Source organism: Methylibium petroleiphilum PM1 (genome assembly GCF_000015725.1).
Taxonomy (GTDB): domain Bacteria; phylum Pseudomonadota; class Gammaproteobacteria; order Burkholderiales; family Burkholderiaceae_C; genus Methylibium; species Methylibium petroleiphilum.
This window is the reverse complement of the sequence record NC_008825.1, coordinates 3,983,496-4,008,904: the sequence shown is the minus strand read 5'-3', so window position 1 is coordinate 4,008,904 and position 25,409 is coordinate 3,983,496. Positions and strand designations below refer to the sequence as shown.

At 67.9% G+C, this 25,409-nt stretch carries 27 protein-coding genes; 19 read left to right on the top strand and 8 right to left on the bottom strand.

The window, feature by feature from the left end; genetic code table 11:
* The first annotated feature begins 16 nt into the window (after nt 1-16).
* The gene (gene otsA / locus MPE_RS19135) at nt 17-1,408 is read left to right on the top strand and encodes an alpha,alpha-trehalose-phosphate synthase (UDP-forming) (protein WP_011831363.1); all 1,392 of its coding nucleotides are present in this window, start codon (nt 17-19) and stop codon (nt 1,406-1,408) included.
* 96 nt (nt 1,409-1,504) lie between these two features.
* A complete protein-coding gene (locus MPE_RS19130) occupies nt 1,505-1,729 on the top strand; it encodes a DUF2061 domain-containing protein (protein WP_011831362.1) in 225 nt (74 codons plus the stop codon).
* Nucleotides 1,730-1,742: 13 nt separating this feature from the next.
* Here MPE_RS19130 and MPE_RS19125 read toward each other — a convergent pair whose 3' ends face one another.
* A complete protein-coding gene (locus MPE_RS19125) occupies nt 1,743-2,003 on the bottom strand; it encodes a hypothetical protein (protein ID WP_011831361.1) in 261 nt (86 codons plus the stop codon).
* A gap of 111 nt (nt 2,004-2,114) precedes the next feature.
* Here MPE_RS19125 and mnmG point away from each other — a divergent pair, with 111 nt between their 5' ends.
* From mnmG to MPE_RS19065, 12 genes are all read left to right on the top strand, one after another.
* Nucleotides 2,115-4,118, top strand: coding sequence for a tRNA uridine-5-carboxymethylaminomethyl(34) synthesis enzyme MnmG (mnmG, locus tag MPE_RS19120; protein WP_011831360.1), 2,004 nt, complete (start codon nt 2,115-2,117; stop codon nt 4,116-4,118).
* Nucleotides 4,115-4,780, top strand: coding sequence for a 16S rRNA (guanine(527)-N(7))-methyltransferase RsmG (gene rsmG / locus MPE_RS19115; RefSeq protein ID WP_011831359.1), 666 nt, complete (start codon nt 4,115-4,117; stop codon nt 4,778-4,780). The genes mnmG and rsmG overlap by 4 nt, the downstream gene beginning before the upstream one ends.
* Before the next feature lie 46 nt (nt 4,781-4,826).
* Entirely contained in the window at nt 4,827-5,375 is a 549-nt protein-coding gene (locus MPE_RS19110; RefSeq protein ID WP_158304631.1) for a lipocalin family protein, read from the top strand.
* 93 nt (nt 5,376-5,468) lie between these two features.
* The gene (locus MPE_RS19105) at nt 5,469-5,708 is read left to right on the top strand and encodes a type II toxin-antitoxin system Phd/YefM family antitoxin (RefSeq protein WP_011831357.1); all 240 of its coding nucleotides are present in this window, start codon (nt 5,469-5,471) and stop codon (nt 5,706-5,708) included.
* Entirely contained in the window at nt 5,708-6,127 is a 420-nt protein-coding gene (locus MPE_RS19100; RefSeq protein WP_011831356.1) for a type II toxin-antitoxin system VapC family toxin, read from the top strand. The genes MPE_RS19105 and MPE_RS19100 overlap by 1 nt, the downstream gene beginning before the upstream one ends.
* 3 nt (nt 6,128-6,130) lie before the next feature.
* Complete coding sequence (locus MPE_RS19095) at nt 6,131-6,904, top strand: ParA family protein (protein ID WP_011831355.1); 774 nt, start codon at nt 6,131-6,133, stop codon at nt 6,902-6,904.
* Between the two features lie 9 nt (nt 6,905-6,913).
* The gene (locus MPE_RS19090; protein ID WP_011831354.1) at nt 6,914-7,459 is read left to right on the top strand and encodes an RBBP9/YdeN family alpha/beta hydrolase; all 546 of its coding nucleotides are present in this window, start codon (nt 6,914-6,916) and stop codon (nt 7,457-7,459) included.
* Between the two features lie 55 nt (nt 7,460-7,514).
* A complete protein-coding gene (locus tag MPE_RS19085; protein WP_011831353.1) occupies nt 7,515-8,426 on the top strand; it encodes a ParB/RepB/Spo0J family partition protein in 912 nt (303 codons plus the stop codon).
* 385 nt (nt 8,427-8,811) lie between these two features.
* Complete coding sequence (locus MPE_RS19080) at nt 8,812-10,734, top strand: PrkA family serine protein kinase (RefSeq protein ID WP_011831352.1); 1,923 nt, start codon at nt 8,812-8,814, stop codon at nt 10,732-10,734.
* A gap of 71 nt (nt 10,735-10,805) precedes the next feature.
* Nucleotides 10,806-12,116 carry a YeaH/YhbH family protein gene (locus tag MPE_RS19075; RefSeq protein ID WP_011831351.1) on the top strand — a complete coding sequence of 437 codons (1,311 nt, stop codon included), beginning with the start codon at nt 10,806-10,808 and terminating at the stop codon, nt 12,114-12,116.
* A 25-nt stretch (nt 12,117-12,141) separates the two neighbouring features.
* Nucleotides 12,142-13,758: a SpoVR family protein gene (locus MPE_RS19070; RefSeq protein WP_011831350.1), complete on the top strand. Its 1,617-nt coding sequence runs from the start codon at nt 12,142-12,144 to the stop codon at nt 13,756-13,758.
* A 128-nt stretch (nt 13,759-13,886) separates the two neighbouring features.
* Nucleotides 13,887-14,930 (top strand): sensor domain-containing diguanylate cyclase, encoded by a 1,044-nt coding sequence (locus tag MPE_RS19065; RefSeq protein WP_011831349.1) that lies wholly within the window; start codon nt 13,887-13,889, stop codon nt 14,928-14,930.
* A gap of 37 nt (nt 14,931-14,967) precedes the next feature.
* On the opposite strand, the gene MPE_RS19060 is transcribed toward MPE_RS19065, so the two are convergent.
* Together MPE_RS19060 and MPE_RS19055 are read right to left on the bottom strand one after the other, a co-directional pair.
* The gene (locus MPE_RS19060) at nt 14,968-15,522 is read right to left on the bottom strand and encodes a class I SAM-dependent methyltransferase (protein ID WP_011831348.1); all 555 of its coding nucleotides are present in this window, start codon (nt 15,520-15,522) and stop codon (nt 14,968-14,970) included.
* A gap of 70 nt (nt 15,523-15,592) precedes the next feature.
* Nucleotides 15,593-17,008, bottom strand: a complete 1,416-nt coding sequence (locus MPE_RS19055; protein ID WP_041929768.1) for an FAD-binding oxidoreductase — start codon at nt 17,006-17,008, stop codon at nt 15,593-15,595.
* A 90-nt stretch (nt 17,009-17,098) separates the two neighbouring features.
* On the opposite strand from MPE_RS19055, the gene MPE_RS19050 reads away from it, so the two are divergent.
* On the top strand, nt 17,099-17,677 hold the full coding sequence (locus MPE_RS19050; protein ID WP_011831346.1) for a cob(I)yrinic acid a,c-diamide adenosyltransferase: 579 nt from the start codon (nt 17,099-17,101) through the stop codon (nt 17,675-17,677).
* A 27-nt stretch (nt 17,678-17,704) separates the two neighbouring features.
* Here MPE_RS19050 and MPE_RS22920 read toward each other — a convergent pair whose 3' ends face one another.
* From MPE_RS22920 to tldD, 4 genes are all read right to left on the bottom strand, one after another.
* A complete protein-coding gene (locus MPE_RS22920) occupies nt 17,705-18,025 on the bottom strand; it encodes an EF-hand domain-containing protein (protein ID WP_011831345.1) in 321 nt (106 codons plus the stop codon).
* Nucleotides 18,026-18,206: 181 nt separating this feature from the next.
* Complete coding sequence (locus tag MPE_RS19040; RefSeq protein WP_011831344.1) at nt 18,207-19,331, bottom strand: 3-deoxy-7-phosphoheptulonate synthase; 1,125 nt, start codon at nt 19,329-19,331, stop codon at nt 18,207-18,209.
* Nucleotides 19,332-19,572: 241 nt separating this feature from the next.
* Nucleotides 19,573-20,811, bottom strand: a complete 1,239-nt coding sequence (locus MPE_RS19035) for a threonine ammonia-lyase (protein WP_011831343.1) — start codon at nt 20,809-20,811, stop codon at nt 19,573-19,575.
* A complete protein-coding gene (tldD, locus tag MPE_RS19030) occupies nt 20,808-22,271 on the bottom strand; it encodes a metalloprotease TldD (protein ID WP_011831342.1) in 1,464 nt (487 codons plus the stop codon). Before tldD ends, MPE_RS19035 begins: the two co-directional genes overlap by 4 nt.
* Before the next feature lie 147 nt (nt 22,272-22,418).
* On the opposite strand from tldD, the gene MPE_RS19025 reads away from it, so the two are divergent.
* Nucleotides 22,419-22,754: a hypothetical protein gene (locus MPE_RS19025; RefSeq protein WP_011831341.1), complete on the top strand. Its 336-nt coding sequence runs from the start codon at nt 22,419-22,421 to the stop codon at nt 22,752-22,754.
* 8 nt (nt 22,755-22,762) lie between these two features.
* Here MPE_RS19025 and rsmI read toward each other — a convergent pair whose 3' ends face one another.
* Nucleotides 22,763-23,695: a 16S rRNA (cytidine(1402)-2'-O)-methyltransferase gene (gene rsmI, locus MPE_RS19020; RefSeq protein ID WP_041930319.1), complete on the bottom strand. Its 933-nt coding sequence runs from the start codon at nt 23,693-23,695 to the stop codon at nt 22,763-22,765.
* Here rsmI and MPE_RS19015 point away from each other — a divergent pair.
* The 3 genes from MPE_RS19015 to MPE_RS19005 all read left to right on the top strand — a co-directional run bounded on the left by MPE_RS19015 (nt 23,688) and on the right by MPE_RS19005 (nt 25,405).
* Entirely contained in the window at nt 23,688-24,056 is a 369-nt protein-coding gene (locus MPE_RS19015) for a YraN family protein (protein WP_011831339.1), read from the top strand. The two genes, rsmI and MPE_RS19015, sit on opposite strands and share 8 nt — an antisense overlap.
* A gap of 72 nt (nt 24,057-24,128) precedes the next feature.
* Nucleotides 24,129-24,725 carry a phosphoheptose isomerase gene (locus MPE_RS19010; protein ID WP_036233929.1) on the top strand — a complete coding sequence of 199 codons (597 nt, stop codon included), beginning with the start codon at nt 24,129-24,131 and terminating at the stop codon, nt 24,723-24,725.
* A complete protein-coding gene (locus MPE_RS19005; protein ID WP_011831337.1) occupies nt 24,722-25,405 on the top strand; it encodes a BON domain-containing protein in 684 nt (227 codons plus the stop codon). The genes MPE_RS19010 and MPE_RS19005 overlap by 4 nt, the downstream gene beginning before the upstream one ends.
* Nucleotides 25,406-25,409: the final 4 nt, after the last annotated feature.

Below are 25,409 nucleotides of genomic sequence, written 5' to 3'. Positions count from 1 at the left end.
GAGCAGGGCTCACGCGATGACGTCTCGGTTGGTGGTGGTGTCCAATCGGATCGGCGACCCGCGCAAGGCGGCCGCCGGCGGGCTGGCCGTCGCATTGGGCGATGCGCTCTCCGAGAGCGGGGGCCTGTGGTTCGGTTGGAGCGGCAAGGTGGTGGCCGGCGGCGCTCGCGGCGAGGGCGATCTGCACCTGCAGCCGTCGGGGAAGGTCACGCTCGCGACGCTCGATCTCGGCAGCGACGACCACGCGGCCTATTACGCCGGCTACTCGAACCGGGTGCTGTGGCCCGTGTTCCACTACCGGCTCGATCTGGCGCAGTTCGACGACGGGTATTTCGAAGGCTATCAGCGCGTCAACCGGCTGTTCGCCCGCAAGCTGAGCACGCTGCTGAAGCCGGACGACATCATCTGGGTGCACGACTACCACCTGATCCCGCTGGCGGCCGAGTTGCGCGCTCTCGGCTGCCGTCAGCGCATCGGCTTCTTCCTGCACATCCCGATGCCGCCGCCGCTGGTGATGGCGGCAATCCCGGCGCACGACATGCTGATGCGCTCGCTGTTCGCCTATGACCTGATCGGGCTGCAGAGCGAGGCCGACGTGGCCCACTTCGCCCGCTATGTCGAGATGGAGGCTGGGGCCGAGCGCCTGGGCCGTGACCAGTACCGCGCCTTCGGCCAACAGGTTTGTGCGCGGGCCTTCCCGATCGGCATCGACGTCGACGAGTTCCAGGCCCTGGCGCAGACGCCGGAGTCGATCGAGACGCGCGAGACACTGCGCAGCCAGTACCCGCTGCGTCAGCTGTTGATCGGGGTCGACCGGCTCGATTACTCCAAGGGCCTGCCGCAGCGCCTGCGCGCTTTCCATCGGCTGCTGGCCGACTACCCCGAGAATCGCAACAGCGCGACCTTGATCCAGGTGGCCACACCGACGCGCGAGGGCGTGGAGAGCTACGAGGACATCCGCCGCGAGCTCGAGGGTCTGTCGGGGCAGATCAACGGCGAGTACGGCGAACTCGACTGGATGCCGGTGCGCTACATCCACCGCACGCTGGCGCGGCGACGGCTGCCGGGGCTGTACCGCGCCGGGCGCGTGGCCCTGGTCACGCCGCTGCGCGACGGCATGAACCTAGTGGCCAAGGAGTTCGTCGCGGCGCAGGACGCTGCCGACCCCGGCGTGCTGGTGCTGTCCCGCTTTGCCGGTGCGGCCGAGCAGATGCGCGCGGCCCTGCTGGTCAATCCATACGACATCGGCGCCACCGCGGGTGCGGTGCAGCGCGCGCTGCGGATGCCGCTGTCCGAGCGGGTGGAGCGGCATCAGGCCTTGCTCGCAGGTGTTCGCGAGCACGACGTGCACCGTTGGCGACGCGAATTCCTGCAGGCCTTGCAGGCCGCCGAACGTGCGCCTGGGTGAGCCTGGCTATCCCGGCGATCGAGCCGCACGATTGGTGAATCACGGCGATCGGTGTATTTTTCGCTATCAGGATTTATTTTCGATAGCGATAACACCATGGCCAAGACTGCAAGCTTCGGCGTGATGCACCTGGGCATCGCCTTCGGCGTGAGCTATGCCTTGACGGGCAATGTGGCCATCGCTGGGGCCATCACCTTTGTCGAACCGCTGGTGAACACGGTGGCGCATTACTTCTTCGACAAGGCCTGGGATTCGCCGCGTTGGAAAGCTTGGCGGGCCCGGCTCCGCGGGCAAGCGGCGGCGCCTGCGACGGCGGCCTGAGCGGCGATCCGCTTCAGCTGGTGGTGGCGGTGGCTGTTTCCAGCCACGCCAGCCAGCGCAGCGCGTGCTCGCGGCGCGCGCCGCACATCTCGGCCGACGGCTGCAGCGAGCCACACACCGCTGGCCGCTCGGGCCGTCCGAACAGCCGGCAGCGCAGGTCAACATCCAGCTGCGCGCAGGCGACGCCGGCCGGCTTGCCCTGCGGGTGGCCGGGCAGGGGCGTCGAGATCGACGGCGCGATGCAGCAGGCGGCACAGGCGGGTCGGCAATCCATCGGCGGATTGTCGTCGGCCCGGCGCCCCGAGGCGTCCCCACGCGGTGACGGACGGGATCGGGCTGCTTAAAATTGAGGCTTTTCCGGCCGGCTCCGGCCCCGAAAGCCCCGATGCTCTATCCCCAGGAATTCGACGTGATCGTCGTCGGTGGCGGCCATGCTGGCACCGAGGCGGCGCTCGCCGCGGCGCGGATGGGCTGTGCAACGCTGCTGCTCACGCACAACATCGAGACGTTGGGGCAGATGAGCTGCAACCCGTCGATCGGTGGCATCGGCAAGGGACATCTCGTCAAGGAAATCGACGCGCTTGGTGGTGCGATGGCCCTGGCGACCGACGAGGCGGGCATCCAGTTCCGCATCCTGAATGGTTCCAAGGGTCCGGCGGTGCGTGCCACGCGGGCGCAGGCCGATCGTGTGCTCTACAAGGCGGCCATCCGCCGCCGGCTCGAGAACCAGCCGCGGCTGTGGCTGTTCCAGCAGGCGGTCGATGACCTGATCGTCGAGGGCGACCGCGTGATAGGTGCCGTGACGCAAGTAGGCGTTCGCTTTCGTAGCAAGGCTGTGGTACTGACGGCGGGCACCTTTCTCGACGGTCGTATTCACGTCGGTTTGCAGAACTATGCGGCCGGGCGTGCCGGCGATCCGCCGGCGCAGAGCCTGTCGGCCCGGCTCAAGGAATTGCAGCTGCCGCAGGGTCGGCTGAAGACCGGCACGCCGCCGCGCATCGATGGCCGCACGATCGACTTCGAGCGGTTGCTGGAACAGCCGGGCGATGCCGATCCGGTCCCGGTGTTCAGCTACATGGGCGATGCGGCGATGCACCCGCGGCAGCTGCCATGCTGGATCACCCACACCAGCGAACGCACCCACGAGATCATCCGCAGCGGCTTCGACCGCAGCCCGATGTTCACCGGCGTGATCGAAGGGGTGGGGCCGCGCTACTGCCCCAGCATCGAGGACAAGGTGAACCGCTTCGCCGACAAGACCTCGCACCAGATCTTCCTGGAGCCCGAAGGGTTGAGCACGCACGAGTTCTACCCGAACGGTATCTCCACATCGCTGCCCTTCGATATCCAGCTCGCGGCGCTGCGCTCGATGTCCGGGCTGGAACAGGCACACATCCTGCGGCCCGGCTATGCGATCGAGTACGACTACTTCGATCCACGCGGGCTGAAGTCGAGCTTCGAGACCAAGGCGATCGGCGGCCTGTTCTTCGCCGGCCAGATCAACGGCACAACCGGCTACGAGGAGGCGGCGGCGCAGGGGCTGTTCGCCGGCGTCAACGCGGCGCGGCAGGTGCAGGAACTCGACGCCTGGCTGCCCCGGCGCGACCAGGCCTATCTGGGCGTGCTGGTCGACGATCTCATCACGAAAGGCGTGACCGAGCCCTATCGCATGTTCACCAGCCGCGCGGAGTTCCGCTTGCAACTGCGGGAAGACAACGCCGACCTGCGGCTGACCGACGCCGGGCGCGAGATGGGCCTGGTCGACGACGAACGCTGGGCGGCGTTCAACCGCAAGCGAGATGCTGTTTCACGTGAAACCGAGCGCCTGAAGTCCACCTGGGTGAATGCCGCGCTGCTGCCAGCGGCCGACGCCGAGCGTCTGGTCGGCAAAGCGCTGGAGCACGAGTACGCACTGGTCGACCTGCTGCGCCGACCGGGGGTCGACTTCGACGCAGTGGCCGAGGTCGCGCAGATCGCCCACGCAAGGCGGAGTGAGGGGCGGCAGGCCGACGATCCGGCGGCCGCGGCCTGGTCGCGGGCGGCGTTGCGCAACGAGTGGGGGCCGGCTCTGGCCGACGCCGTGATCCAGCAACTGGAGACCGCAACCAAGTACGCCGGCTACATCGACAAGCAGAACGAACAGGTCGAGCGCGCGGCGCAGTATGAAGACCTCAAGCTGCCGGAGTCGCTCGATTACCGACAGGTCGCGGCGCTGAGCCACGAGGTCCGCCAGAAGCTCCAGGCGCTGCGCCCTGAAACGCTGGGGCAAGCCGCACGCGTCTCGGGCGTGACGCCGGCGGCGATCTCCCTGCTGCTGATCCACTTGAAGAAGGGCCGCCATCGCGGCTTCGGCGCTGATGCTGCCGAGCCGGGCAGCGCGGCCGCATGACGGTGGCCCCTTTCGACGCAAAGGCGCTGGCGCAAGGACTGGAGCAGGGCGCGCAGGCGCTGAGACTCGAGCTGACAGCGGTGCAGCAACAGCAACTGCTGCAGCACCTGGCGCTGATCGACCGCTGGAACCGGGTCTACAACCTCACCGCGGTGCGCGAGCCGGCGCAGATGCTGACCCAGCACCTGCTCGACAGCTTGGCGGTCGTCGCGCCGCTGCGACGGCAAACACGAGCGACGGCGATCGCGTTGCTCGATGTCGGCAGCGGGGCAGGACTGCCCGGTGTGGCGATTGCGGTCGCTTGCCCGGAAATCCATGTCAGCTGTGTAGACACGGTCTCGAAGAAGGCCAGTTTCATCCGGCAGGTGGGGGTGGAGCTTGGGCTGACGCATTTCCAGGCGCTGCATGCCCGGGTGGAATCCTTGGCGTCGAGCAATTTCGACGTGATCACCTCCCGCGCCTTCGCCTCGCTGGCCGACTTTGTCACGCTCACCGAGGCGGCGCTTGCGCCCGACGGTGTGTGGATGGCGATGAAGGGTCAGGTCCCGCACGAGGAAATGGCAGTCTTGCCGTCGTCGATCGAGGTGTTTCACGTGGAACCCTTGCAGGTGCCCGGGCTGGATGCCGAGCGCTGCATCGTCTGGATGCATCGAAAGGGCTGAAGTGCAAGTTCATCGCCGTCTCGGGCCGCTGATTCTTGGCTTGGCCTTGAGCAGCACGCACGCGGGCGACGCTTCGCCGCCATGGCTCCCGACCGTCCAGGCACTGCCGAGCCTGGAGGTGTCTGCCTACATGGGCACCTGGTACCAGGTCGCCTGGTACCCGAATCGTTTCCAGCGTCAGTGCGTCAGTGATACCCGCGCCACCTACCGACTGCTCGAACAGGGCGAGGTTGAAGTGACCAATCAGTGCCGGAATGCCGAGGGGCGTACCGAATCGATACGCGGGGTGGCGCAGCCGGTGGGCCGCATCGCCGAGGGGCTGCTGATGCCGGCACAGCTGCGGGTGAGCTTCCTGCCGGCGCTGATCCGGTGGCTGCCGGTCGGCTGGGGCGACTATTGGGTGCTGGCCCTGGGTCCGGGGGGTCGGTACGCGCTGGTCAGCGAACCGACCCGCGAGTATCTCTGGGTGCTGTCTCGGACGCCCAATCTCTCCGACGGCGATGACCGCGCTGTGCGAGCGAGCCTGGCTGAGCAGGGTTTCGATCTGACGCGGCTCGAGCGACACACCCACACTGCCCCAACCGCGCCGCCTTGAAGCGTGCGGACCTGGCCCGTCGGTGCGCACTTGACGCTTCTGGTGTGCGTCTGGAAAATAAGACCAGTCTAAAAACTGGTTGAAACTCTCACCATGCGATCCACCAGCGTCGGAGCGTTCGAGGCGAAGACTCACTTATCGGCCTTGCTCGAGCGCGTCGAGCGCGGCGAAGAGATCGTGATCACGCGGCACGGTCGACCCGTGGCGCGGCTGCTGCCGATCGCCCGATCGGCCGCCGATGCGCAAGCAGCGGCGGAACGTCTGCTGCAGATCGGCGGTGACTTGGCGCTGGGGCGCGACTGGCGGGCCCTGCACGGCGAGGAGCCGCATTGATGGCGGCGGTCGTGCTCGATGCCTCGGCCGCGCTGGCGTGGTTGTCCGCCGATGCGCAGACGCCGGCGTCCCGTGAACTCGCGCTCGAGGTGGCCCGCCACGGCGCCGTGGTGCCGGAGATCTGGCACGCCGAAGTCACGCAGATCCTGCTGCTCGCCGAGCGGCGTGGCCGCACCACGAAGGGGCGTGTCGCCGAGATCGTGGCGTTGCTCGACGAGCTGCCGATAGAGACCGAAGCCGGCGTGCCGCAGCGCATGCGGCACGAAGTGCTGGATCTGGCCCGCGACCGCGGCCTCAGCACCTGCGACGCGCTCTACCTCGACCTCGCCCAGCGCCGCGGCCTGCCGCTTGCGACGCTGGACCCTGCCCTCGGCCGCGCAGCCCGCGCGGTGGGCGTTCCTGTCGCCCTCGGCGGCTGAGTCATGGCCAAGATCTTCTGCATCGCGAACCAAAAGGGCGGCGTCGGCAAGACGACCACCACCGTCAACCTGGCCGCCGGCCTCGCGCTGATCGGCCAGCGCACGCTGGTCGTCGACCTCGACCCCCAGGGCAACGCCACCATGGGCTCGGGCATCGACAAGCGCACGCTGGAGCTCTCGGTCTACGATGTGCTGCTCGAATCCGCCTCGATCGCCGAGGCGCGCCGCCGCTCCGAGAAGGGCGGCTACGACGTCCTCGGCGCCAACCGCGAGCTGGCGGGCGCCGAAGTCGAGCTGGTGGCCCTCGAACGCCGCGACCAGCGGCTCAAGACCGCGCTGGCCGCCGTCGACGGTGAGTACGACTTCGTGTTGATCGATTGCCCGCCTTCGTTGAGCCTGCTGACGCTCAACGGCCTGTGCTCGGCGCACGGCGTGGTGGTGCCGATGCAGTGCGAGTATTTCGCGCTCGAAGGCCTGTCCGACCTGGTGAACACCATCAAGCAGGTGCACGCCAACCTCAACCCCTCGCTGCAGATCATCGGTCTGCTGCGCGTGATGTTCGATCCGCGCATCACGCTGCAGCAGCAGGTGAGCGAGCAGCTCAAGGCGCACTTCGGCGACAAGGTGTTCGACACCGTGATCCCGCGCAACGTGCGCCTGGCCGAAGCGCCGAGCTACGGCGTGCCGGGCGTCGTGTTCGACGGGCAGTCGAAGGGCGCCCAGGCCTTTGTGCAGTTCGCCAACGAGATGGTGAAGCGCCTCGCCAGTCTGCGCTGAGGGTCGAGCATGCCCGACACCTCCTCCTCCGTGCTGGTGCTGCCTGGTTGGCAGAACTCCGATGCCGACCACTGGCAGACGCGCTGGGAGCGGCGCCACGGCTACCGCCGCGTCGAACAGGACGACTGGCAGTGGCCGCGCCGAGGCGATTGGATGGCCCGCCTCGAGGAGGTGCTGCTGGCGGCCCCGCAGCCGTGCTGGCTCGTCGCCCACAGCCTGGGTTGCCAGCTGGTCGCCGCCTGGGCTGCACACACGCAGCAGGCTGACCGCGTGCGCGGCGCGCTGCTCGTCGGCCCCCCCGACACCGAGCGCGAAGACATGCCGCCGCAGCTCCATTCCTGGCGACCGGTGCCGCGCCGGCGCCTGCCGTTTGCAGCCACGGTGGTGATCAGCACCGATGATCCGTACTGCGCCCCGCAGCGCGCCGGCACGATGGCGCAGGACTGGGGCGCGACCCTGGTCGTGGCCGGAGCGGTCGGCCACCTCAACAGCGAATCCGGCCTGGGCGACTGGGATGCGGGTCATCAACTGCTGATCTCGCTGCGCACGGGCTGAGCCCCACGCCGCACGCGATGCGCCGACGGTGGCCGGCTCGGTGAGAATGATCGACATGGTCACCAAGAAACCCAAGGGCCTCGGCCTCGGCCTCGAAGCGCTACTCGGGCCCAAGGCACAGGACGCACCAGCGCAGCCGGCCGGCGACGGCCTGCCCACGACACTGAAGCTGAGCCAGCTGCAGGCAGGCAAGTACCAGCCGCGCACGCGCATGGACGAAGGTTCGCTCTACGAGCTGGCCGAAAGCATCCGCAGCCAGGGCGTGATGCAGCCGATCCTCGTCCGCCCGGTCGGCGAAGCCGCGCTCGGCCGCTACGAGATCATCGCCGGCGAACGCCGCAGCCGGGCTGCCAAGCTGGCCGGTCTGAGCGAGGTGCCGGTGCTCGTGAAGGACGTGTCCGACGAGTCGGCCGCGGTCATGGCGCTGATCGAGAACATGCAGCGCGAGGACCTGAATCCGCTCGAGGAGGCGCAGGGCCTGCGGCGTCTGACCGACGAATTCGGTCTGACGCACGAGCAGGCCGCGCAGGCGGTCGGCCGTTCACGCAGCGCCGCGAGCAACCTGCTGCGGCTGCTCAACTTGGCCGAGCCGGTGCAGCAGATGCTGATGGCCGGCGACCTCGACATGGGGCATGCACGGGCCTTGCTGGTGCTCGAGCGGGCCCAGCAGGTGACCGCGGCTCACGAGATTGCCGCGAAGAAGCTGACGGTGCGCGATGCCGAGAAGCTGGTGGCTCGCGCGACGGCCGGTGGTCGCCAGACACAGCTGTTGCGCGGCCAGCAGGCCAAGTCGCGTGACATCGTGCGTCTGGAGGAAGAGTTGGCCGACGTTCTGACGGCGGCGGTCGAGATCCGCGTCAAGAAGCGCAGCAAGCGCGGCGAGCAGGGCGAGGTGGCCATCGCCTTCGGCTCGCTCGACGAGTTGTCGGGACTGCTCGACAAGCTGCGCGGTCCGGCCGCTGGCTGAGGGCGGCCGCCGGCGCGTGTTCGCAGGCGTCTTGCGCCTGCGCCGCGCACGGTGAACCGTTGCCCGCACTCGGGCGTTGAACGGGCATGCGCCGTCACGTTCATCGGGGGAACCACTTCCCCGCGGCAGGGCTCCCACGCCATGACTGGCGGATTGCGGCGGAAAGGGGCATGCTATTTGCACAGTCGGTGGCAGGGCTCGATTCCTGCAATTGACCCGGAAAGTGCCTCGTATTGTTGTCGTCGCACCAGACAAGGATGCATGATCGTCGAGACCGCTTGATCGATAACCGCAGGCAGCGCTGCACAGTGGCCAGCCGAGATCTCTCCGGTGACAGGCCGACCACGTGGCGACGCCGCCTCCCGAATCTGGAACGGAGGACGTGATGGATGTGATCAGCAGCTTTGCAGCGCGCTACGAGCGCAGCCGCGAGGAAGAGTTCACGCTCGAGGAGTACCTCGACATCTGCCGGCGTGAGCCGGTGGCCTATGCCACGGCGGCCGAGCGCATGCTCAAGGCCATCGGCGAACCCGAACTCGTGGACACCCGCAACGATCCGCGCATGTCGCGCCTGTTCGCGAACAAGGTGATCAAGCGCTATCCGGCCTTCGCCGAGTTCTACGGCATGGAAGATTCGATCGAACAGGTCGTCTCCTACTTCCGCCACGCGGCGCAGGGGCTCGAGGAGAAGAAGCAGATCCTCTACCTGCTGGGACCGGTGGGCGGCGGCAAGAGTTCGATCGCCGAACGGCTGAAGCACCTGATGCAGGAAGTGCCGTTCTACGCCATCAAGGGCTCGCCGGTGAACGAATCGCCGCTCGGCCTGTTCGACATGGCCGAGGACGGCCCCATCCTGGAGAAGGAGTACGGCATCCCGCGGCGCTATTTGAACCGCATCCTGTCGCCCTGGGCCGTGAAACGGCTCGACGAGTACGGCGGCGACATCCGACAGTTCAGAGTCGTGAAGCGCTATCCGTCGATCCTGAAGCAGGTCGGCGTTGCCAAGACCGAGCCGGGCGACGAGAACAACCAGGACATCAGCTCGCTGGTCGGCAAGGTCGACATCCGCAAGCTCGAGACCTATGCACAGGACGATCCCGACGCCTACAGCTACTCCGGCGGCCTGTGCCTGGCCAACCAGGGTCTGCTCGAGTTCGTCGAGATGTTCAAGGCGCCGATCAAGGTGCTGCACCCGCTGCTGACGGCGACCCAGGAAGGCAACTACAAGGGGACCGAGGGTTTCGGCGCGATCCCCTTCGACGGCATCATCCTCGCGCACAGCAACGAGAGCGAGTGGAAGACCTTCCGCAACAACAAGAACAACGAAGCCTTCCTCGACCGCATCTACATCGTCAAGGTGCCGTACTGCCTGCGCATCACTGAAGAGATCAAGATCTACGACAAGCTGATTCGAGGCTCCTCGCTCAGCGAGGCGAAGTGCGCGCCCGGCACATTGAAGATGATGGCGCAGTTCGCGGTGCTGTCGCGCCTGAAGGAGCCGGAGAACTCTTCGCTGTTCAGCAAGGCGCTGGTCTATGACGGTGAGAGCCTCAAGGACACCGATCCCAAGGCCAAGAGCTACCAGGAGTACCGCGACTACGCCGGCGTCGACGAGGGCATGAGCGGCATCTCGACGCGCTTTGCCTTCAAGATCCTGTCCAAGGTGTTCAACTTCGACTCGTCGGAAGTCGCAGCGAACCCGGTGCATCTGATGTACGTGCTGGAGCAGCAGATCGAGCGCGAGCAGTTCCCCACCGAGACCGAGCAGAAGTACCTCGGCTTCATCAAGGAGTTCCTGGCGGCGCGCTACGCCGAGTTCATCGGCAAGGAGATCCAGACCGCCTACCTCGAGAGCTACTCCGAGTACGGCCAGAACATCTTCGACCGCTACGTGACCTACGCCGACTACTGGATCCAGGACCAGGAGTACCGTGACACCGACACCGGCGAGGTGTTCGACCGGGGCTCGTTGAACGCCGAGCTCGAGAAGATCGAGAAGCCGGCGGGCATCGCCAACCCGAAGGACTTCCGCAACGAGATCGTCAACTTCGTGCTGCGCGCCCGTGCCAACAATGCCGGCAACAACCCGTTGTGGACGAGCTACGAGAAGCTGCGCACGGTGATCGAGAAGAAGATGTTCTCGAACACCGAGGAACTGCTGCCGGTGATCAGCTTCAACGCGAAAGCCAGTGCCGACGAGGCGAAGAAGCACGAGGACTTCGTGAACCGCATGGTGCAGAAGGGCTACACGCCCAAGCAGGTGCGCCTGCTGTGCGAGTGGTACCTGCGTGTGAGAAAGAGTTCATGATGAAAGCTGGGAAACGCGAGCAGCGTCGTCGCCCCAGGCGCTGACAGCGACCTCCACTTCGAGCACAACGCATGGCGCTTCAGCAGATCATCGATCGCAGGCTCGCAGGCAAGAACAAGTCGATCGGCAACCGCGAGCGTTTCCTGCGCCGACACAAGGCGCAGATTCGAGAGGCCGTGCGCAAGGCGGTCAGCGGCCGCGGCATCCGCGACATCGAGCAAGGCGAGGACATCACGCTGCCCAAGCGCGACGTCTCCGAGCCGCTGTTCGGGCACGGTTCCGGCGGCAAGCGCGAGATGGTGCATCCGGGCAACAAGGAGTACGTGCGCGGCGACCGCATCAAGCGACCCGAGGGCGGCGGCGGGCAGGGCGGCGGGTCGCAGGCCAGCGACTCGGGCGAGGGCGAGGACGACTTCGTCTTCCACCTGAGCAAGGAAGAGTTCATGCAGGTCTTCTTCGACGACCTGGCACTGCCCAACCTCGTGAAGACGCAGCTGGCCGAAACACCAGAGTTCAAGAACCAGCGAGCCGGCTTCACCAGCGACGGCACGCAGAGCAATCTGCACGTGGTGCGTTCGATGCGCGGCGCGATCGGCCGACGCATCGCGCTCGGCGCCGATGCGCGACGAGAGCTGCGGCACCTGGAGGCCCAGCTCGCGAGCCTGAAGCAGCGTTCGCGGCTCGACACCGGCGGCGTCGACCTCGACCCGGGCCATGCCTTGCGGCAGCGCGAGATCAAGGACCTGGAGGGCCGCATCGAGCTGCTGCGCCAGAAGGTCGCACGCATCCCCTTCCTCGACCCGATCGACTTGCGCTTTCGCAGCCGCGTCAAGGTGCCGGTTCCCACCACCAAGGCGGTGATGTTCTGCCTGATGGACGTGTCGGGCTCGATGGACGAAGCGCGCAAGGACCTGTCGAAGCGCTTCTTCATCCTGCTCTACCTGTTCCTGACGCGCCACTACGAGAAGATCGACGTGGTCTTCATCCGCCATCACACGCAGGCGCAGGAGGTCGACGAAGAAGGCTTCTTCCACTCGACCGAAACCGGCGGTACCGTGGTCTCCAGCGCCCTGGTGTTGATGGAGGAGATCGTCCGCGCACGCTACCCGACCAGCGAGTGGAACATCTACGGTGCGCAGGCCAGCGACGGCGACAACTGGCATCACGACAGCGGCCGCTGCCGCGAGATCGTGTCCACGCAATTGCTGCCGCTGTGCCGCTACTTCGCCTACGTGCAGGTGGCCGAACCCGAGCAGAACCTGTGGGAAGAGTACGCACAGGTCGCCCGGACGAACCCGCACTTCGCGATGCGCAAGGTGCTCGAGCCTTCGCAGATCTACCCCGTCTTTCGTGATCTGTTCAAGAAGGAGGGCGCGACATGAGCGTTTGGCCGGGCAAGGAGTCGTCATGACACGCAAGCGAGAGGCGGCGTCGGTTGCGACACCCGACCTGTTCACCGAGTCCGACGTGCCGGCGGTGGGGCGCGTCCGCGCTGCGAGCGACATCGTCGCGAGTCCGCGGGCCAAGACGTCGTTGCCGAGCTCGAGCGACTGGACCTTCGAGCTGATCGACCAATACCACGACGTGATCCGCGAGACGGCGAGGGGCTATGGCCTGGACACCTATCCCAACCAGCTCGAGATCATCACGGCCGAGCAGATGATGGACGCCTACGCGTCGGTGGGCATGCCGGTGAACTACCGGCACTGGAGCTACGGCAAGGAGTTCATCGCCACCGAGAAGAACTACCGTCGCGGCCACATGGGCCTGGCCTACGAGATCGTCATCAATTCCAACCCCTGCATCAGCTACCTGATGGAGGAGAACTCGCTGGCGATGCAGGCGCTGGTGATCGCGCACGCCGCCTACGGGCACAACAGCTTCTTCAAGGGCAACTACCTGTTCCGCATGTGGACCGACGCGTCGTCGATCATCGACTACCTGGTCTACGCCAAGAACTACATCGCCGAATGCGAGGAGCGGCGCGGCCTCGACGCGGTGGAGGATCTGCTCGACAGCTGCCATGCCTTGATGAACCACGGCGTGGACCGCTATCGCCGCCCCACCAAGCTTTCGCTGGCGCAGGAACAGACGCGCCGTGCCGAGCGCGAGGCCTACGCGCAGCAGCAGGTCAACGACATGTGGCGCACGCTGCCACGGCGCGCCGAACCTGCTGCCGAGGAAGCCAACGCGCAGCGCTACCCGGCCGAGCCGCAGGAGAACCTGCTGTACTTCATCGAGAAGAACGCGCCGCTGCTCGAACCCTGGCAGCGCGAGGTGGTGCGCATCGTGCGCAAGGTGGCGCAGTACTTCTACCCGCAGCGCCAGACCCAGGTGATGAACGAAGGGTGGGCCACCTTCTGGCATCACCGCCTGCTCAACACGATGTACGACAACGGCCACCTGGCCGACGGCATGATGGTCGAGTGGCTGAAGTCTCATACCAACGTGATCTACCAGCCCCCGGTCGGTCACCCGGCCTTCAGCGGCATCAACCCCTATGCGCTCGGTTTCGCGATGTACACCGATCTCAAGCGCATCTGCGAATCGCCCAGCGACGAAGACCGCCACTGGTTCCCCGAGATTGCCGGCGCCGACTGGCTGGTCACGCTCGATCACGCGATGCGCAACTTCAAGGACGAGAGCTTCATCGGTCAGTACCTGTCGCCGCGGCTGATGCGCGAGCTGCGGCTGTTCGCGGTGCTCGACGACGAGAAGGAATCCGAGCTCGAGATCTCTGCGATCCACGATGAGTCCGGCTACCGACGTCTGCGTGAGGCGCTGTCGCACCAGTACGACCTCGGCCAGCGCGAGCCCAACATCCAGGTCTGGAACGTCAACCTTCGTGGCGATCGCTCGCTGGTCCTGCGTCACACCCAGCACAACGATCGTCCGCTGAACGAGCAGACGACCGAGGTGCTCAAGCACGTGGCCCGACTGTGGGGTTTCGACGTGCACCTCGAGAGCGCCGACGGCGCCGGCGAGATCACCAGAAAGTGGACGGTGCCGGCGCCGCCGAATTGACCGGCGCGGCACACATTCACGCAGCAGGCCGCGTTGGGGCGGCCCGGGTAGACGCCGCGCATCGGCCGGCGTCGCGTGAAGGCAGGGCTGCCGCCGTGGCGGTGGCGCGAGCGAGCGAGGAGAGTCTCATGGCCCAGGTGTCCTCTGGAACGACGATCGCTGGCGCGTGGTCGGGTGCCGCGATGTCGCCGGCCGAAGCGGAGTCGCAGCGTCTCGCGGCGCTCTATCGCTACGGGGTCCTCGAGACCGGTTCGGAGCCGGCGTTCGATGCGATCACCGAGCTCGCGGCCTGTATCTGCGACACGCAGGCGTCGCTGATCTCGCTGGTCGATCGGGACCGCCTCTGGTTCAAGGCACAGACCGGCTTCGAGGGCGACAGTGCACCTCGCACCCATGCGCCTTGCGCGCAGGCCATCGAACAGGCTGACGACAGACTCCTGCTGGCCGACCCGGCCGGCGATCCTCGCTTCGCGGCCCATCCGGCGCTCGGCGCGGCCGGCGGATGGCACACCTACGCCGGTGCGCCGCTCGTCACGCCTCAGGGCTGGGCTGTCGGCACGCTGTGCGTGCTGGATCGGACCGCGCGCAGCCTGTCGTCACGCCAGCAGCACGCGTTGCGCCTGCTGGCCGAACAGGCGGTGGCTCAACTCGAGCTGCGCCGTGCCAGCGCCTTGCTGGATCTGCAGGGCAACACCGACGAGGTGACCGGCCTGTGGAATCGCACGGCCTTCGAGCGCCGGCTCGCGCAGGAGTGGACGCGCTGGAGCCGCCATGGAGGCGATCTCGCGCTGCTGGCCGTCGATCTGGATCACTTCAAGCATTTCAACGATCTGCACGGCCACCCGGTCGGCGACGAGGCGCTGCGACAGGCGGCGCAGGGCCTCGAAGGCAGCCTGCGCGGCCATGACGTGCTTGCGCATTGCGGGGCCGGCGAGTTCAGCGTGTTGCTGCCGTCGACCGACACGGGCGGTGCGATGGCGGCAGCCGAGCGCATGCGCGTCGCCCTGGCCGCGGTGCCCTGGGTGGTCGAGCCGTTGACGGCGAGCATAGGCGTCGCGGTGGCAGTGCATGCGGCCGACATCGAGCCGATCGCGTTGACGCGGCGCGCCCATCGTGGCCTCACCCATGCCAAGGCGCAGGGCCGCAATTGCGTGGAGCTGTGTCTGACGTGAGCTTTGCCGGCGAGGCGGTCGATCGGACCGCCGCACTTCAGGCGCCGTCGCCGCCCAGCACCCAGACGCCTGCGGGCGGCAGGTTGCCCCACACCACGTCGCGCAGCGACCAGCGCAGCGAGCTGCGAGCCGGCAGCTCGAATGGAGCACGCGGCTGGTAGGTGTACTGGACCATGCGTCGCGTCGGGTGGGCCTCGATGAACTGAAGCAATGCCGCCAGCGTGGTCCTGCGCATCGGCTCGGGCAGGCTTCTGAACGGCAGCGACGAGACCAGCATCGTGTCGACAGGAGCGTGCGCATGCCGCGCCAGCACCTCGTGCGCGGGAGCGCAGGCCACCTCGATGTCGGGGAAGCGCCGCCGCAGGCCGCTCGCGAGATCGGACTGCAGCTCGACGGCCAGTAGCGGAGTTCCAGGCGCGGCGTGCCGCAGCGCGGAGGTCACGGCGCCGGTGCCCGCGCCGAGCTCGATCAGGGCGCCGGCATCGCCGATCTGCGACGCCATGGCCTGCGCCAGCCGCCGCGAGGACGGCGCGACCGCGCCCACGAGGCCGGGACGCGTGAGTGCCAGCGCGATGAAGGCCGAGGTGTTCATGCCGCGGCGCACCTGGGCAGCGTCGGTGCTGGGAGGCGGCCTGGAGAGACGACTTTGCGGTCGACGTGTCTCACCACGTGAAGATCTTCCCGGGGTTCATGATGTTGCCGGGGTCCAGCGCATGCTTGATCTGCCGCATCAGCGCCACGCCGCCGGCGCCGGCCTCGTCGAGCAGGAAGCCCATCTTGTGCAGGCCGATGCCGTGTTCGCCGGTGCAGGTTCCTTCGAGCCGCAGTGCGCGTGCCACCAGCAACTGGTTCAGGCGCTCCGCCTCGGCGCGCTCACCCGGCGCCGTCGGATCGATCAGGTAGCCGACGTGGAAATTGCCGTCGCCGACGTGACCGACGATGAAGTAGGGAATGCCGCTCGCGTCGGCCTCGGCAACCGTCTCGTTGATGCATTCGGCCAGGCGCGAGATCGGCACGCAGGTGTCGGTCGTCACGGCACGGCAGCCGGGCCGGGTCTGCAGCGCCGAGAAGTAGGCATGGTGGCGGGCGGTCCACAGCCGCGTGCGCTCTTCGGGCGTGGTAGCCCACTGGAAGTCCTCGCCGCCGAGGTCGGTCGTGAGGGCCTGTACCGTCTCCGCCTGCTCCTGCACGCCCGCCGGGCTGCCGTGGAACTCCATCAGCAGCATCGGCGCCTCGCGCAGCCCGAGGTGGTCGTGTGCGTTGACGGCCCGCACCGCGTGCACGTCGAGCAACTCGCAGCGCGCGATCGGCACGCCCATCTGGATGACCTGGATGGTGCTGCGCACCGCCGCGTCGATGGTCGGGAAATGGCAGACCGCCGCGCTGACGGCTTCCGGCAGGGGGTAGAGCTTCAACGTGATCTCGGTGATCACGCCGAGCGTTCCTTCGCTGCCGACGAACAACCGCGTCAAGTCGTAGCCCGCCGACGACTTGCGCGCCCGCGAGCCGGTGTGGATCAGCTCTCCGTTCGCCGTGACCACGGTGAGGCCGAGCACGTTCTCCCGCATCGTGCCGTAGCGCACCGCGTTCGTGCCGCTGGCGCGGGTGGCGCACATGCCGCCGAGCGTGGCGTCGGCGCCCGGGTCGATCGGAAAGAACAGCCCGTCATGGCGCAGCGCCTCGTTGAGCTGCTTGCGGGTCACGCCGGCCTGCACGGTGACGGTCAGGTCTTCCGCGTTCACGCGCAACACCTGGTTCATGCGCGACAGGTCGACGCTGACACCGCCCTGCACCGCCAGCAGGTGGCCTTCGAGCGAGGAGCCGATGCCGAACGGGATCACCGGCACGCCATGCGACTGCGCCAGTGCCACCAGCGCCACGACGTCGTCGTTGCTCGTCGCGAACACGACGGCATCGGGTGCCGGCACGTCGAACGGCGATTCGTCGCGCCCGTGCTGCTCGCGAATGGCCTGTGCCGTGGAACAGCGCTCTCCGAAGTGAGCCTTCAGCGCGGCGAGCATCGCCGCCGGCATGGGCCGCCGTGCGATTCGGGGCAACAGATCGATCGGGGCGTTCATCGTGTCTCCTCTCGACGGCTCGGAGCCGTGGGCCATTCTAGAAACAAGGAAGCCGGACTGCTGCGGCCCCGAGTCCGCTAGCATCGCGTGATGGGCAATCGACTGACACAGATCGCAACGCGCACCGGCGACGACGGGACCACCGGGCTCGGCGACGGCACCCGTGTGGCCAAGGACCACCTGCGCGTGCAGGCCATGGGCGACGTCGACGAACTCAATTCGCTGCTCGGCCTGTTGCTGTGCGAGCCCTTGCCCGACGCGCTGCGCGTGTTGCTGGTGGCGGTGCAGCACGAGCTGTTCAATCTGGGCGGCGAGCTGTCGATTCCCGGCTACACCCTGCTGAAGGACGAGGCGGTGGCGGCGCTGGACGACGCATTGGCCGAGCACAACGCCGCGTTGCCGCGGCTGAAGGAATTCATCCTGCCGGCCGGCACGCGCAGCGCCTCGATCGCCCACCTCGGCCGCACTGTGGCGCGCCGCGCGGAGCGGGCCGTGGTAGCACTTGCCAACGCCGAGCCGGGCGCGGTGCGATCTGCGCCCCGCCAGTACCTGAACCGGCTGAGCGATCTGCTGTTCGTGCTGGCCCGCGTGCTCAACCGGGCCAACCTCGACGGCCTGGGCGGCGACGACGTTTACTGGCGCAGCCCGAGGCTCGAGACCCCGGACTGACGCCGCCCGCTCAACCGGCCAGCGGCCTCATTGCGGGGCCTTGCTGCCGGCCATGAACTCCTCGGCGCTGAGGAAACCGTCGCGGTCGGTGTCGAGCGACTTGAAGCGCTGGGCGATCGCGGGCAGCTTCGCCGCTTCGGCGGGGCTCAGCTTGTTGTCGGTGTCGACATCGGCACGCTTGAAAGCCTGCTGTGCCGTCACGTCGCTCGACTTGTCGGTTGGAGCCGTCTGCGCCTGAGCCAGGTTGGCGAAACCCACGGTGCCGGCGAGCGCCAGACTGACCACGGTGATCTCGATGACCTGACGCGCCTGGGTCTGGATGGATGGGGTGATGCGAGAGCGATTCATGGAGGTTTCCTTCGCAGGAAGTTCTGGAACCTCCATTCAAGCGCCGACCAGGGTTTCCGGCCAGCACTCTTGCGGCAGCTTGCCTCCGTTACTTGACGGCGGCTTCGCTTACTCTCGTTTGCATGCGCTCACTTTGTTGACGTGGCCCGTGTGATGTAACCCGGTTGTCTCGCGGAGTCGTTCAGCCCCGTCCGCGCCGGGCCGCCACCGCGGCGCTGAGCACGCCCAGCACCTCCAGTGAATCGTCCCAGCCGATGCAGGCGTCCGTGATGCTCTGGCCGTAGGCGAGCTTCGCCGGGTCGTCCTTGCCCGCGCTGAACTTCTGGGCGCCGGCGCTCAGGTGGCTCTCGACCATCACGCCGAAGACCTGGCGGCTGCCGCCGGCCAACTGGTCGGCGACGTCGCGCGCCACGTCGATCTGCTTCTGGTGCTGCTTGCTGCTGTTGGCGTGGGAGCAGTCGACCATCAGCGAGGCCGGCAGCCCGGCCTTGCCGAGTTCGGCGCAGGCCGCCCCGACACTGCTGGCGTCGTAGTTCGGCGTCTTGCCGCCGCGCAGGATGACGTGGCAATCGGCGTTGCCGCGGGTCTCGACGATCGCGACCTGGCCGTTCTTGTGCACCGACAGGAAGTGGTGCGGCCGGCTGGCGGACTGGATGGCGTCCGTGGCGATCTTGATGTTGCCGTCGGTGCCGTTCTTGAAGCCGATCGGCGCGCTGATGCCCGAGGCGAGCTCGCGGTGGACCTGGCTTTCGGTGGTGCGCGCACCGATGGCGCCCCAGGAGATCAGGTCGCCGATGTACTGCGGCGAGATCACGTCGAGGAACTCGCTGCCGGCCGGCAGCCCGAGGCGGCCGATCTCCAGCAGCAGCTGGCGCGCAATGCGCAGGCCTTCGTCGATGCGGAAGCTCTCGTCGAGGTAGGGGTCATTGATCAGGCCCTTCCAGCCGACGGTGGTGCGCGGCTTCTCGAAGTACACGCGCATCACGATCTCCAGCGTGTCGGCGTACTTGTCGCGCTGGGCCTTGAGCTTGCGCGCGTAGTCCACCGCCGCCACCGGGTCGTGGATCGAGCACGGGCCCATGATGACCAGCAGGCGGTCGTCATTGCCGCGCATGATGTCGCGGATGCGGCGGCGGGTGCTGGACACCAGCTCCTCGACGGGCGTGCCGCGCACCGGGAAGAAGCGGATCAGGTGCTCGGGCGGCGGCAGTGGCATCACGTCCTCGATCCGTTCGTCATCGGTCTGGCTGGTCTTGTCGGCGGGCGCGGCCCAACCCTCGGGAACGTTGGCGGACAGGGCATTCATCGATGTTTCTCCTGGGCGGTCTGGCGGGGGGCGAACGGTCGAAAAAAAACCGCCGGGTTGGGCCCGGCGGTTTGAGATTCGGCTTGCGCTGCTTTTACGCTGATGCGCGGGCCTCTCCTCCGCCGGGGCGGTGCGAGAACCAAAAGTACGCAAAAAAGTAGGCGTTGAAGCGCATGGGAGCGAAATGTAGCACGACGCCGAGGTTGGGCCGCATGCGCCGCTCGATCGTCGTCCGGCCGGATCAGTAGGCCTTGGCCTCGAACCCCTGAGCCACCAGGGACGCGATCACTGCGCCGATATGGGCGTGATTGCGCGTCTGCAACACCAACTCCACCTCGGCGTTCTGCGCCGACAGCGTGGTGAAGGCCCGCTGGTGATGCACTTCCTCGATGTTCGCGCCGGCCTCGGCCACGGTGGCGGTGATGCGCGCCAGCGCGCCGGGGGCGTCGCGCGCGTCGACGCGGATGCGTGCCAGCCGCCCCGCCCGCACCATGCCGCGCTCGATGATCGCCGACAGCAGCAGCGGATCGATGTTGCCGCCGCACAGCACCAGGCCCACGCGTCGCCCGGCGTAGCGCCCGGGCGCCTTCAGCAGCGCAGCCAGACCCGCGGCGCCGGCCCCCTCGACCAGCGTCTTCTCGATCTCCAGCAGCATCACCAGGGCATGCTCGATGTCCGCTTCGTCCACCAGCACCATGTCGTCGACGAGGTCGCGAACGATCGCCCGCGTGATCCGCCCCGGCTCACCGACGGCAATGCCCTCGGCGATCGTGCTGGTGCCTTGCGGATGGGTGCGGCCCTTGACGAGGTTCACCATCGCCGGAAAGCGCGCCGTCTGCACCCCGACGATCTCCAGCCCGGGCTTCAGCGCCCGGGCGACGGTCGCGATGCCGGAGATCAGCCCGCCGCCGCCGACGGCGATGACCAGAGTGTCGAGCGTCGGTTGCGCGCGCAGCATCTCCAGGCCGATCGTGCCCTGGCCGGCGATCACCAGCGGATCGTCGAAGGGGTGCACGAAGCTCAGGCCCTGCGCCGCGGCCACCTCCAGCGCGTGCGCGCGAGCCTCGTCGAAGCTCTCGCCGTGCAGCAGCACCTCGGCACCGAAGCCGCGCGTGCGCTCGACCTTCACCGTCGGCGTGTGCCGGGGCATCACGATGACCGCGCGCAGGCCCAGCCGCTGCGCGTGATGCGCCACGCCCTGCGCATGGTTGCCGGCGGAGGCGGCGATCACGCCCTTCAACGCGGCGGTGCCGTCGTCGCGCGCGGCGACCAGCGCCAGCAGCTTGTTCAACGCGCCGCGCTCCTTGAAGGAAGCGGTGAACTGCAGGTTCTCGAACTTCAGGAAGACCTGCGCGCCGGTGATCTCGGACAGCGTCTTCGACTCGACACACGGTGTGTCGAGCACCTGTCCGGCCAGCCGGCGTGCAGCGGCCTCGACGTCCGCCAGGGTCACCGTCGCCGGCGACTCGGCTGAGGTCAAGCCGTACCCCCCACGGTGAGCCCGTCGATGCGCAGCGTCGGCTGGCCGACGCCGACCGGCACGCTCTGGCCTTCCTTGCCGCAGGTGCCCACGCCCGTATCGAGCTGCAGGTCGTTGCCGATCATCTTCACGCGCGTCAATGCGTCCGGGCCGTTGCCGATGATGGTGGCGCCCTTCACCGGGTACTGGACTCGGCCGTTCTCGACCCAGAAGGCCTCGCTGGCCGAGAACACGAACTTGCCGCTCGTGATGTCGACCTGGCCGCCACCGAAGTTGGTGGCGTACAAGCCCTTCTTCATGCTTGCGACGATCTCGTCCCTGCTCTTGTCGCCGCCCAGCATGTAGGTGTTGGTCATGCGCGGCATCGGCACATGCGCGTAGCTCTCGCGCCGGCCGTTGCCGGTCGGCTTGACCTTCATCAGCCGCGCATTCATCGAATCCTGGATGTAGCCCTTCAGGATGCCGTCCTCGATCAGCACGTTGCGCTGGCTCGGGTTGCCCTCGTCGTCGACGTTCAGCGAACCGCGCCGGTCGGGCAGGGTGCCGTCGTCGAGCACGGTCACGCCCTTGGCCGCGACGCGCTTGCCGATCTTGCCGCTGAAGGCGCTGGAGCCCTTGCGGTTGAAGTCGCCTTCGAGGCCGTGGCCGATGGCCTCGTGCAGCAGGATGCCGGGCCAGCCCGGGCCCAGCACCACGGTCATCTCGCCGGCCGGTGCGGGGCGGCTCTCGAGGTTCGTCAATGCGGCGTTGACGGCCTGGTCCACGTAGCCGGCGATCACGTCATCGCGAAAATAGCCAAGCCCGAAGCGCCCGCCTCCGCCGCCCGAGCCCATCTCGCGGCGGCCGTTCTGCTCGGCGATCACGGTGAGGCTCAGGCGCACGAGCGGACGCACGTCGGCCGCGACCGTGCCATCGGCGCGGGCCACCAGCACCACGTCGTACTCACCGGCCAGGCCGGCCATCACCTGCACCACGCGCGGGTCGCGCGCGCGCGCCAACTTTTCCGCCCGCTCAAGCAAGGCCACCTTCTGTGTGCTGTCGAGCGTCGCGATCGGGTCCATCGGCGCGTACAGCACGCGGCTGCCCGCGATCTTCGGCGCGCCGCCGACCTTGACCGAGCGGCTCATCCCCGAGGCCGCAATGGTGCGCACCGTGCGCGCCGCGTCCAGCAGGGCAGCTTCAGAGATGTCGTCGCTGTAGGCGAAGGCGGTCTTCTCGCCGGCCACGGCGCGCACACCGACGCCCTGGTCGATGCCGAAGCTGCCGCTCTTGACGATGCCCTCCTCCAGGCTCCAGCCCTCGCTGCGCGTGTACTGGAAGTAGAGGTCGGCATCGTCGATGCGGTGCTCGCCGATCACGCGCAGCGCGTTGGCGAGCTTGGCCTCGTCGAGGCCGAAGGGTTCGAGCAGCACCTGGCGAGCGACGGCCAGGCGTTCGAGGGTGGGTTCGCGCGAGATCATGGGATATCGATTCTAGGTAGCAGGGGATGTCACACGCTTCACCAATCTTTACCGATTCGCGCGGTGGACGGGTGCACGGCCTTGCAGCCTCGGCGTTGGAAGGAGGGGAGCATCTTCCCACCTTTGACCGAGCAAGGAGCCAGTGCAATGAAAACCATTCCCGTCCTGTTGAGTGCCGTCCTGCTGGCCGCCGCGGGCGCCAGCTTTGCGCAAGGCGTGACCGCCACGCCGCGCATCGACCAGCGCGAGCAGCGGCAGGAGCAGCGCATTCAGCAGGGCGTGGGCTCCGGCGCGCTGACGCCCTGGGAGACCTACCGGCTCGAGAAGGAACAGGCCCACATCGGCAAGGCGGAAAGCCGAGCCAAGGCCGACGGTGATGTGACTCCCGCGGAACGCAAGCGCCTGACGAACATGCAGAACCGCGCCAGCCGCGACATCCGGCACCAGAAGCACGATCGCCAGGCCGTCCCGACCAAGGGATGAAGCGAGGCTCAGGCGTCGTCGTCCTCGGTCGGCGCCCCGGATCTCAGTTGCAGCGCCCGCTCGTAGAGGGCATTGCGGGGGGCGCCGGTGGCCTCGGCCGTCAGTGCCACGGCCTGCTTCAGCGGCAGTGCCGCGACCAGGGTGCGCAACAGCCGCTCGGCGCTGGCGATCATCGGGCCGTCTTCGGCGGCCGCAGCCGGCAGGGCGTGCAGCACGAGGACGAACTCGCCGCGGAGGCGGTGCGGGTCGGCCGCCAGCCAGCCCGGCAAGGCCTCGGCGTCCAGGGTCTCGACGTGCTCGAACTGCTTGGTCAGCTCGCGACACAGGCTCAGCGATCGTGCCGGCATCACCTCGGCCAGGGCGCCGGCCAGCGCGGCAATGCGGTGCGGCGCCTCGAACAGCACGGTCGTCTCCGGTCGCGTGGCCAGTTCCCGCAACTGGGCCGTGCGCTCGACGGCCTTGCTGGAGAGGAAGCCGACGAAGCGGAAGCCCTCGCCCTGCGTGTCACCGGCCGCGCTGAGCGCGGTGGTGACGCTGCTGGGCCCCGGCAGCGGCAGCACGCGGTGGCCGGCGGCACGCACCGCGGCCACCAGCCGCGCGCCGGGATCGCTGACGGCCGGCGTGCCGGCATCGCTGACGTAGGCGACGCGCTCGCCGCGCACCAGCCGCTCAATCACCACGCCGGCGGCCTGGGCCTCGTTGTGCTCGTGCAGCGCGATCAGCGGCTTGTCGAGTCCCAGGTGACGCAGCAGCGGTGCGGTGACGCGCGTGTCCTCGCAGGCCACGGCGTCGACCAGTCCGAGCGCATGGATCGCGCGCAGCGTCAGGTCGGCCAGATTGCCGATGGGCGTGGCCACGACGTAGAGCGTGGCTTTGGGATACTGCTGCGCGCCGGCCGCGCTGGCGGCAGCTTGCTGGATCAACGGGGCGTCGATGGTCACGACCAAGGCGGTGGGAGACGGGGGCGAGGACCGGGCGCTGGCCTACCTGCTGCGCGCCGGGCTGAAGCTCGTGGAGCGCAATTATCGAGTCGCCGGCGGCCCGCGCGTGCGAGGTGGCGAGATCGACCTCGTGCTGAGGGATCGCGATGGCACGCTGGTGTTCGTCGAGGTGCGTACGCGGGCCACCCGATCGCACGGCGGCGCTGCGGCCACCGTATCGGGCGTGAAGCAGCAGCGGATCGTGCGCGCCGCGCGCCACTACCTGATGCGCTTTGCCTCGCCGCCGCCCTGTCGCTTCGACGTGGTGGCGATCGAAGGGGAACACATCGCGTGGCTGCGCGCGGCCTTCGACGCGTCCTGACCCCCTCGACCGACCGGCACGAGGCGGCTCACGGAACCCGGGCCCGCGAAAGCGTGTCATATCATCATGGGCATGCTTGAACAACGAATCCAGCGGCACTTCTTCGACAGTGCCGACCTGAAGAATCAGGCGGCCGAGGTGTTGAGCAAGCCGATAGCCGATGCGGTTCAGGCCGTGCTCGGCTGCATCACCGCCGGCGGCAAGGTGCTGGCCTGTGGCAACGGGGGCTCCGCCAGCGACGCGCAGCATTTCGCGGCCGAGTTCGTCGGCCGCTTCGAGCGCGAGCGTCCCGGGCTGGCCGCGATCGCGCTGAACACCGACACCTCCATCATCACCGCGCTCGGCAACGACTACGATTTCTCCGCGATCTACGCCAAGCAGGTGCAGGCGCTCGGCAATCCCGGTGACGTGTTGCTGGCCATCACGACGAGCGGCAACTCGGCCAACGTGGTGGCCGCGGTGGACGCGGCCCACGACAAGGACATGACCGTCATCGCCCTCACCGGGCGGGGCGGCGGCAAGCTCGGTGCTCGCCTGACCGAGACCGACGTACACATCTGCGTGCCGCACGAGCGCACGGCGCGCATACAGGAAGTGCACATCCTCGCGATCCACTGTCTGTGCGACGCGGTCGACGTGCAACTGCTCGGTGAACAGGACCTGACATGACCTCACGAACCTCTCCTTCGCCTGCCCAGGCGGCAACCCGGGCCCCTCGCACGCTCCGTCGCGTTGCGCTGGCCGCATTGGCCTGCATCTCGCTCTCCGGCGCCTTGGGCGGCTGTGCGCTGCTGATCGGTGGTGCGGCCGTCGGCAGTGCACTGGTCTACAGCGACCGTCGCACGTCGGGGGCGCAGCTTGAAGACCAGGGCATCGAGCTGAAAGGCGCGGCGCGGGTCAAGGAGGCCATCGGCGAACGCGGCCGGGTCAGCCTGACCAGCTTCAATCGCACGGTGTTGCTGACCGGCGAAGTGCCGACCGAGGCCGACAAGGCGGCCGTCGAGGCCGCGGTCTCGAAGCTCGAGAACGTCCGCTCCCTGCTGAACGAACTGGCGATCGGCCCGACGACCTCGCTGGTCGACCGCTCGAACGACGCGCTGATCACGAGCAAGGTGAAGGCGAGCTACGTCGATGCGCGCGACATCTTCGCCAATGCCTACAAGGTGGTCACCGACCGTGGCATCGTCTACCTGATGGGTCGCGTCACGGAACGCGAGGCCGACCGCGGCGTGGCGATCGCCCGCGGCGTCTCCGGGGTCGTGAAGGTCGTCAAGGCCTTCGAGATCATCACCGAGGCCGAGCTAGCGCAGACGGTGCCGAAGAACGCGCCGACCGCTCCGGCCCCCTGAGAGG